We start from the raw sequence: 255 nt of genomic DNA, 5'->3' as shown, positions 1-255 counted from the left end.
AACAAACTTTGATTCCGATGCTTAGGAGGATACAACGTCAATTCTCTCTTGGCCGAACGGTTGTGGTGGCAGACAAAGGCATGACGACAGGGGATAATATCTGGTATACACTCTCCGCAAAGAATGGTTACGTGTTCAGCTATTCGATCCGCGGCGCGGATCAGGATTTCAAGAATTATGTCCTTGATCCAAGTGGCTACAGGAGCATAAGTGAGGATTTCAAAATTAAGTCCAGACTTGTTCCCCGGGAGATTA

The 255-nt window shown here is 45.9% G+C and carries 1 pseudogene; it reads left to right on the top strand.

What is annotated here, in order from left to right:
• A pseudogene (locus tag TEPIDINF_RS14940) lies at positions 1-255 on the top strand (IS1634 family transposase); the annotation flags it as partial.

The organism is Tepidibacillus infernus, assembly GCF_048898065.1.
GTDB lineage: Bacteria > Bacillota > Bacilli > Tepidibacillales > Tepidibacillaceae > Tepidibacillus_B > Tepidibacillus_B infernus.
Note: the sequence above shows the minus strand (reverse complement) of the source record. Positions and strands in the feature narration are given on the sequence as shown.